Origin of the sequence: Acetobacter papayae JCM 25143, assembly GCF_000613285.1 — a bacterium.
GTDB lineage: Bacteria > Pseudomonadota > Alphaproteobacteria > Acetobacterales > Acetobacteraceae > Acetobacter > Acetobacter papayae.
The window spans coordinates 24,792-31,573 of record NZ_BAIN01000029.1 but is presented as its reverse complement, the minus strand read 5'-3'; the positions used below and the strand labels follow the sequence as shown (position 1 = coordinate 31,573).

Sequence of the window (6,782 nt, the reverse complement as noted above, 5' to 3'; positions counted from 1 at the left end):
CGGCTTGTGGTCACGGCGGCCGATCCCATCGCCCTGAGGCTGGGGATCCGCTACGGGATGCCGCTGGCGCAGGCCCGGGCCATGCAGCCTGACCTGCATGTAGCGCAGGCTGAGCCTGCCGCCGATCAGGCGGCGCTGGAAGCCCTCACCCTGTGGTGCCAATGGCTGTCGCCGCTTACGGCCGTAGATGGCACGGATGGCGTGTGGGTGGAGACCACCGGCTGTGATCATCTTTTTGGAGGCGAGGACCAGATGCTGAACGCCTGCTTACCCGCCTCGCGCGGGCCGGTTATTCTGCGCGGATCGCACTGGCGGATACGGCAGCCACGGCGGCGGCTGTCGCCAGAAGCGGCCGCCAGCCCCTCACCCTCATTCCCCCGGGGGGACAGGCGACCGCTCTGCGCGATCTGCCTCTGGCCAGCCTGCGGCTTGAGCCTGAAACACTGGACACCCTGCGCCGTCTGGGTCTTGTGCAGGTCGGCCAGCTTCTCGACAGGCCCCGCGCCCCTCTGGCGCGGCGGTTTGGGCAGGCTTTGCCCGACCGGCTCGATCAGGCGATGGGACGTCTGCCTGAGCCTCTGTCCTTCAGGGCAGAACCGCAGGCCTTCCGCGTCTCTGGCACACTGGTCGAACCGATCAGCACAGCCCCGGCCATTGCCCGCGCTCTGGCAAAGCTCGTGGATCAACTGACTGAAACCCTGACCCGCCGGAACCACGGTGCCCGCCAGCTGCTGGTGCAGTGCATGCGGGTCGATGGCACGACACAGAGCCTTCAGCTCGGACTGTCGAACGCCAGTGCCGATCCTGTCCGCCTGAACCGGCTGCTGGGCGAACGGATCGACACCATCGAACCGGGCTTCGGGATTGAGGCTTTTACCCTGAGTGCAACAGAAACCGCCCCTCTGGACGCCCCGACCAACCGGGATTGGCTTACGCCTGCCACCGATCCTGCAGGCTTGCCCGCCCTCCTTGAGCGTCTGGTGGGCCGGGTCGGAATTCAAAGCCTCTCACGCCTGCAGACTGGTGCCAGCCAGTTCCCCGAACGCGAGCAGGCCTATACGGGCGGTGAGTGCGTGCAGAGGCTCGATGAGCACTCCCCATCCTATTCCCATGGGCCAAGGCCATCCCGGCTGCTCCCAACTCCCTGCCCCATCACCGTCAGGGCCTTCTGGCCGGATGGCGCCCCCAAAGCCTTCCTGTGGGGGCGCACCCGCCACATGGTTCACGGGCTGATCGGGCCGGAACGGGTCTGGAGCGACTGGTGGCATGATCCTCAGGGAGCCTGCGCGCGTGATTACTGGGTGGCCGAGACCCTTGAGGGCGAACGCTTCTGGCTGTTCACCACCCATGATGGCGCGGGGCCAGTGATAGGGCAGGCCGCATGGTTCCTGCATGGGCTTTTCTGATGCGCGCCCGTCTGACCTCCCCGGCCTGCGCCCGGCCCGTACAGATGACATCGCGGATGCCGTCATGCACGCGCTTTGCCATGACGGCCGCCGCCGTGTGCATGACGCGGACGAGCTGATGGCCCGTCTGGTGGCTGAACGGCTGGTCGCCCATCTTGAACGCTGTGGCTTTGTCCTGTGTCGTGTGCAGGACGCCACCAGCCATACGGCTTCAGCCCATCCGCACCCGGCTGAGACCCGCGTGAGTGAGACAGGCTATGTCGAGCTGCAGGTCGCGACCTGTTTCTCGTTCCTGCGGGGCGCCAGCCATCCCGATGAGCTGATGCAACAGGCCAGTGCGCTGGGATACACGGCACTGGGCGTCACCGATTACAATTCGGTGGCTGGACTGGTGCGCGCCCATGACGCGGCCACGGAACACGGTCTGCGCCTTATTCCGGGAGCGCGACTGGAGCTGGAAGAGGGTGCGAGCCTGCTCGCCTATCCACGGGATCGGGCTGGCTGGGCATCGCTGTGCCGTCTGCTCACGCTGGGCGCGCGGCGTGGCCCACATGATGCGTTCCAGCTCCGCTGGCAGGATCTGACGCGTGAAGCACAGGCTCTGATCCTGATTCTGCTTCCCACCGATGACCAGCGCCTGCCGGGCGACATCGAACGTCTGGCAGAACTAGCCCGCCAGAAAGACGACGGCCCGGCCTATGTAGCACTCACACGCCGCTTTGAGGCACATGACAGCGAGCGGCTGGCATGGATTGCCCAGCTTTGTGTCCAAAATGGCGCGCATCCTGTCGTCACAGGGGATGTGCTGTGGCATGACCCGTCACGACAGAACCTCCATGACGTGATGACGGCTATTCGGTGCCATCGCACCCTCGACACCCTGGGCGCGGAACGCACCCGGCATCTCTCGCGCCACCTGCGCGGCCCGGGCGAGATCCGCGCCCTGTTCCCCGGCTATGAGGAAGCGCTGGGCCGCAGTCAGGAGATCGCCGCCGCCTGCCGTTTCTCGCTGGAGGATCTGCGCTACCAGTATCCCGATGAGACCGAAGGGAGTGGAGAAACGCCACAGGCGGTTCTGACACGCCTTGTTCAGGCGGGTGTGCCTCATCGCTATCCAACCGGCACACCAGCCGATGTGCGCCAGCAGCTCGATCATGAACTCGCCATGATCGCGCGTCTTGACTACGCGCCCTATTTCCTGACGGTGAACACCATTGTCGCCTATGCCCGCTCACGCGGAATCCTGTGCCAGGGACGTGGATCGGCGGCCAATTCCGCCATTTGTTACGTGCTGGGGATCACCGCCATTGATCCTGTCCGCTCGGGCCTGCTTTTCGAACGCTTTGTCTCCGAAGAGCGGCAGGAGCCGCCCGACATCGATGTGGATTTCGAAGCTGACCGGCGCGAAGAAGTAATCCAGTGGATCTATCGGCGCTATGGCCGCTCCCATGCGGCCCTGTGCGCCACCCTTATGCGTTTTCAGCCTAAAGGGGCGCTGCGGGAAGTCGGCAGGGCATTCGGTCTGCCAGAGGATCTTCTGGGCCAGATGTCGAAACATCTGGCCACTGTCCTGCATGATGATGCACTGCTTGCCGAACGGCTCGGGCAGATCGGCCTGTCCGCTGATGACCAGCGGCTTGGCATGGTCTTGCAGCTTGCCCGCCAGCTGGTGGGATTTCCGCGCCAGTATGGCACCCATCCCGGCGGGTTTGTGCTAACCGCCGACCGGCTCGATGAGCTGGTGCCCGTGCGCCCCGCCGCCATGGCGGAACGCCAGACCCTGGTCTGGGACAAGGACGACATCGACCGGATGCGGATGATGAAGGTCGATGTGCTCGGTCTGGGTATGCTCGGCTGTCTGCGGCGCTGTTTTGAACTCATCCAGTCGTGCTATCACCGCACGCTCGACATGACGGCCATCCCGCCTGAAGACCGGGCGACCTATCAGATGATCGCCCGGGCGGATACGCTGGGAACGTTCCAGATCGAGAGCCGCGCGCAGATGGCCATGTTGCCACGCACAAAGCCCGCCACCTTCTACGATCTGGTCGTGCAGGTCGCCATCGTGCGGCCCGGCCCCATTACCGGCGATATGGTGCACCCCTATCTGCGGCGCCGGGCAGGCGAAGAAGCCCCCGACTGCCCGAGCCCTGCCCTGCAGCGTATTCTGGGCAAGACACTCGGCATCCCGCTGTTTCAGGAGCAGGCGATGCAGGTGGCCGTGCATTGCGCGGGCTTTACAGGGGGTGAAGCGGACCAGCTCCGGCGCTCCATGGGAACCTTTCGCTCCACGGGCGGTGTTCACCACATGAAAGAGCGGCTGCTGAGCGGGATGATTGGCAACGGTTACGATCCGGCGTTCGCTGCGCGAATTTGGACACAACTGGAAGGCTTCGGCGCGTATGGTTTTCCCGAAAGCCATGCGGCGAGTTTCGCGCTGATTGCCTACGCCTCGGCCTGGCTCAAATGCCATTACCCCGATGTGTTCTGTGCCGCCCTGCTCAACAGCCAACCCATGGGGTTTTATGCCCCGGCCCAGATCGTGCGCGATGCACGCGAGCATGGCGTGGAAGTCAGGCCGGTCTGTATCAATGCGTCGCGATGGGACTGCACGCTGGAAACCGCGCGCCATGGCTCACGGCAGGCGGTACGTCTGGGTTTCCGGCTGGTGTCGGGTCTGTCCTGTGATGCCATGGCCCGGCTGATCCTCGCCCGTGGGGCGGGATATGACAGTCTGGATGATGTCTGGCGACGTTCGGATGTGCCTCTGAGCCTTTTGGAAAAACTCGCCGAAGCGGATGCCTTTCGCGCACTGGGGGCAGACAGGCGACAGGCTTTGTGGACGCTCAAGGGATTTGGTGCGGCCCCGCTGCCGCTGTTCGAAGCCGCCGATCGGGGGCGGAACGCACCGACACCCGAACTCTGGGAGCCAGATCCGAACCTGCCCGAAATCGCGGCCGGGAGTGCAGTCGTCGAAGATTACCATGCGACAGGGCTGAGCCTGCGTGCCCACCCGGTCAGCTTCCTGCGCGACACCCTGGCGCGACAGGAGATCACCCCTATCGCCGATCTCACGCAGGCCCTTGATGGCGCGTTCGTCCGGGTCGCGGGGTTGGTGCTGATGCGCCAGCGGCCATCCACCGCCAAAGGGGTGATGTTCATGACGATCGAAGACGAAACCGGCACGGCCAATCTCGTCCTGTGGAAAGACCGCATTGCCGCACAGAGAGCCATTGTCGTGGGATCAGGCTTTATCGCAGCCCACGGCCGCCTCCAGCGCGAAGGCGACGTGATCCATCTGGTCGTGCGCTTTGTCGAGGACTTGCAACCCATGCTTTCCCGTCTGGGCGAGGCCACCGGCCGCGACCTCGAAACCAGATCACGGGATTTCCGCTAAGCCGTCACTCCGGTCGCTTACGCTTTCGGTTGGATTTGGGCAGTACGCCCTTCAGGATAGGCGCTTGGTTTGGGTCTTTCTTGCGCCGGATCGGCATGCTGCGCCCGTGCTTCCGTTTGTACTCGTTAGCTGCGCATCTATCCGCATAGGCCTGCGGCACCATCGGATAATCTGGCGGCAGCCCCCATTTTTCCCGGTATTGCTCAGGCGTCATGCCGTATATTCGTTTGAGATGGCTCTTCAGGAGCTTCAGACGCCGGCCATCTTCAAGACAGATAATATAATTGTGGTAAACAGATTCTTCTATTGGCACAGCCGGGATTTCAGGTTCCGGTTCCTCCAGCGGGATGTGCGCTTCCTCTAATGAACGATAAACCTGCTTGATCAAAGCGGGCAGTTTACTCGCCTCCAGCGGGTTTCCGGCAAGAAAGGCTTTGACGATTGTGGCCGTCATCCGTTTGAGATCGTCGGGTGTCGGCCGGTCGGTGCTGGTGGACATGAGGTGGAGGATTCCCTGAACATCTGGCGCTGGGCGCGTGAGCAGAAGGCAGGGTCTCTGGCAGGATTCCGTGGTTTTTGAAAGGCATCCCGTCAGAGTCGTCGATTATAAAAAGGACATTCATGATCAACGCTACTGGAGAAGCAGCGTAACAGGTGGTGCATGGGTTGCGTAGAAAACAGCAAGTATTCAAAACTTTACTTGAAACAACGACATTATAGCGTGAAAGCGCTCTGGATTATTTCCACCGGTAATTTGCCCATACTCATATTGCAACGTCATGCGGAGGATGGACGTGGGCCACCAGTTCATAACAAGCGTCCCCGTCTGCTGGTTTCCACCCTCCACCTGTCCAGCCTGAAGATCGACTTCAGAATAACGCGCAGCAACCTCAAGAACGCCGTAACCGTTGCACAGCACCGTTTGGTTCGTGTTGCAAGAGGGGGAGGAAAAGGCTGCGGATCGTGCTTTCCATGCCCGGGGAGAGCCGTTTATGGTGTACCCTAACTGTCCGTACCAGCCATGAAAATTCATTTTTTGGAAGTCTGAGCCCATGCTGCTATTGATGAGAATATCATAGGCCTCCCCCTGAAAAAACAGCTTTTTCCATGCAACCGCGCCTTCAACGCCAAATGCTCCAGCACTACGTGCGGCAATCTTTCCAGTATCAAGGTATTTTGATACCGTGCCCGGGTTAAGCTCGGGGTCATCCGACAAAGTTAGAGCTGGAGCTTCATTTCGAGCGGAAGCTGGTCGGAAAACCCACTCCCCCGATATGCCCAAGTGAAGCAATAAAGAATGGCTTTTAACCGGCAAACCGACAAGGCGGAAGGCCATGCCACGTTGGTTTCCATTTTCGCTTGGACCGGCTGTTCCCGCCGTGGCCGAAACAGCAAAGTGATATCGGTTACCATATACTTCGGCTTGAACTGCCTGCCGCTCAATACCCGCAGCAAGATTACGGGTAATTGTGGAAATACTGGAACGTTCGACAAACATCGTGTCACCTTGTGCCTGCATGGATTCCAACCCAAAGCTAGGCTTAAAAATTCCTGCGGTGAAAACAAAATGCTTTAACCCAATATAGGAAGCCTGCCCCTCGAACAGGCGCATTGGACCATTAGGGGCAGGACCGAAATCCCAGATCGCTCCGATTTCAACCTGTTTGCGAATATTGATGCGTACGCCATTACGTAGACGCGCTGCGCGCGCACCGGTGCCCACATGAGTGGGTGCTGCATTGACAAAACCCCCGACGTCAAGTTGATCAGTAACATAGGGGTGGATGATAATACCGTTTAGTTTGATTGCGGGAACATTTTGGGCTTGCGCTACGGTGAAGGATAACAAGACTGACAAAGCAACCGCTATCCCCGCTAGAATCTGATTAAACAAGAATGGGACTTCCTTCGTACGCAACATAGAGCAGAGGCTTTACACGAGATGACGACACTGCCTGTCCCATTTGGGACAGGCGACA

Annotated in this window: 4 protein-coding genes and 1 pseudogene; 3 read left to right on the top strand and 2 right to left on the bottom strand. The window is 60.9% G+C overall.

What is annotated here, in order from left to right:
• Positions 1 to 57 precede the first annotated feature (57 nt).
• From JCM25143_RS25200 to JCM25143_RS08650, 3 genes and pseudogenes are all read left to right on the top strand, one after another.
• A pseudogene (locus tag JCM25143_RS25200) lies at positions 58 to 195 on the top strand (hypothetical protein); the annotation flags it as partial.
• 275 nt (positions 196 to 470) lie between these two features.
• On the top strand, positions 471 to 1,406 hold the full coding sequence (locus JCM25143_RS18125; RefSeq protein ID WP_051543109.1) for a DinB/UmuC family translesion DNA polymerase: 936 nt from the start codon (positions 471 to 473) through the stop codon (positions 1,404 to 1,406).
• Positions 1,393 to 4,803: an error-prone DNA polymerase gene (locus JCM25143_RS08650; RefSeq protein ID WP_234395136.1), complete on the top strand. Its 3,411-nt coding sequence runs from the start codon at positions 1,393 to 1,395 to the stop codon at positions 4,801 to 4,803. The genes JCM25143_RS18125 and JCM25143_RS08650 overlap by 14 nt, the downstream gene beginning before the upstream one ends.
• A 4-nt stretch (positions 4,804 to 4,807) precedes the next feature.
• On the opposite strand, the gene JCM25143_RS18120 is transcribed toward JCM25143_RS08650, so the two are convergent.
• Positions 4,808 to 5,302, bottom strand: a complete 495-nt coding sequence (locus tag JCM25143_RS18120) for a MucR family transcriptional regulator (protein WP_025860812.1) — start codon at positions 5,300 to 5,302, stop codon at positions 4,808 to 4,810.
• Positions 5,303 to 5,491: 189 nt separating this feature from the next.
• Positions 5,492 to 6,652 (bottom strand): OprO/OprP family phosphate-selective porin, encoded by a 1,161-nt coding sequence (locus JCM25143_RS08640; RefSeq protein ID WP_035370819.1) that lies wholly within the window; start codon positions 6,650 to 6,652, stop codon positions 5,492 to 5,494.
• Between the last annotated feature and the right edge of the window lie 130 nt (positions 6,653 to 6,782).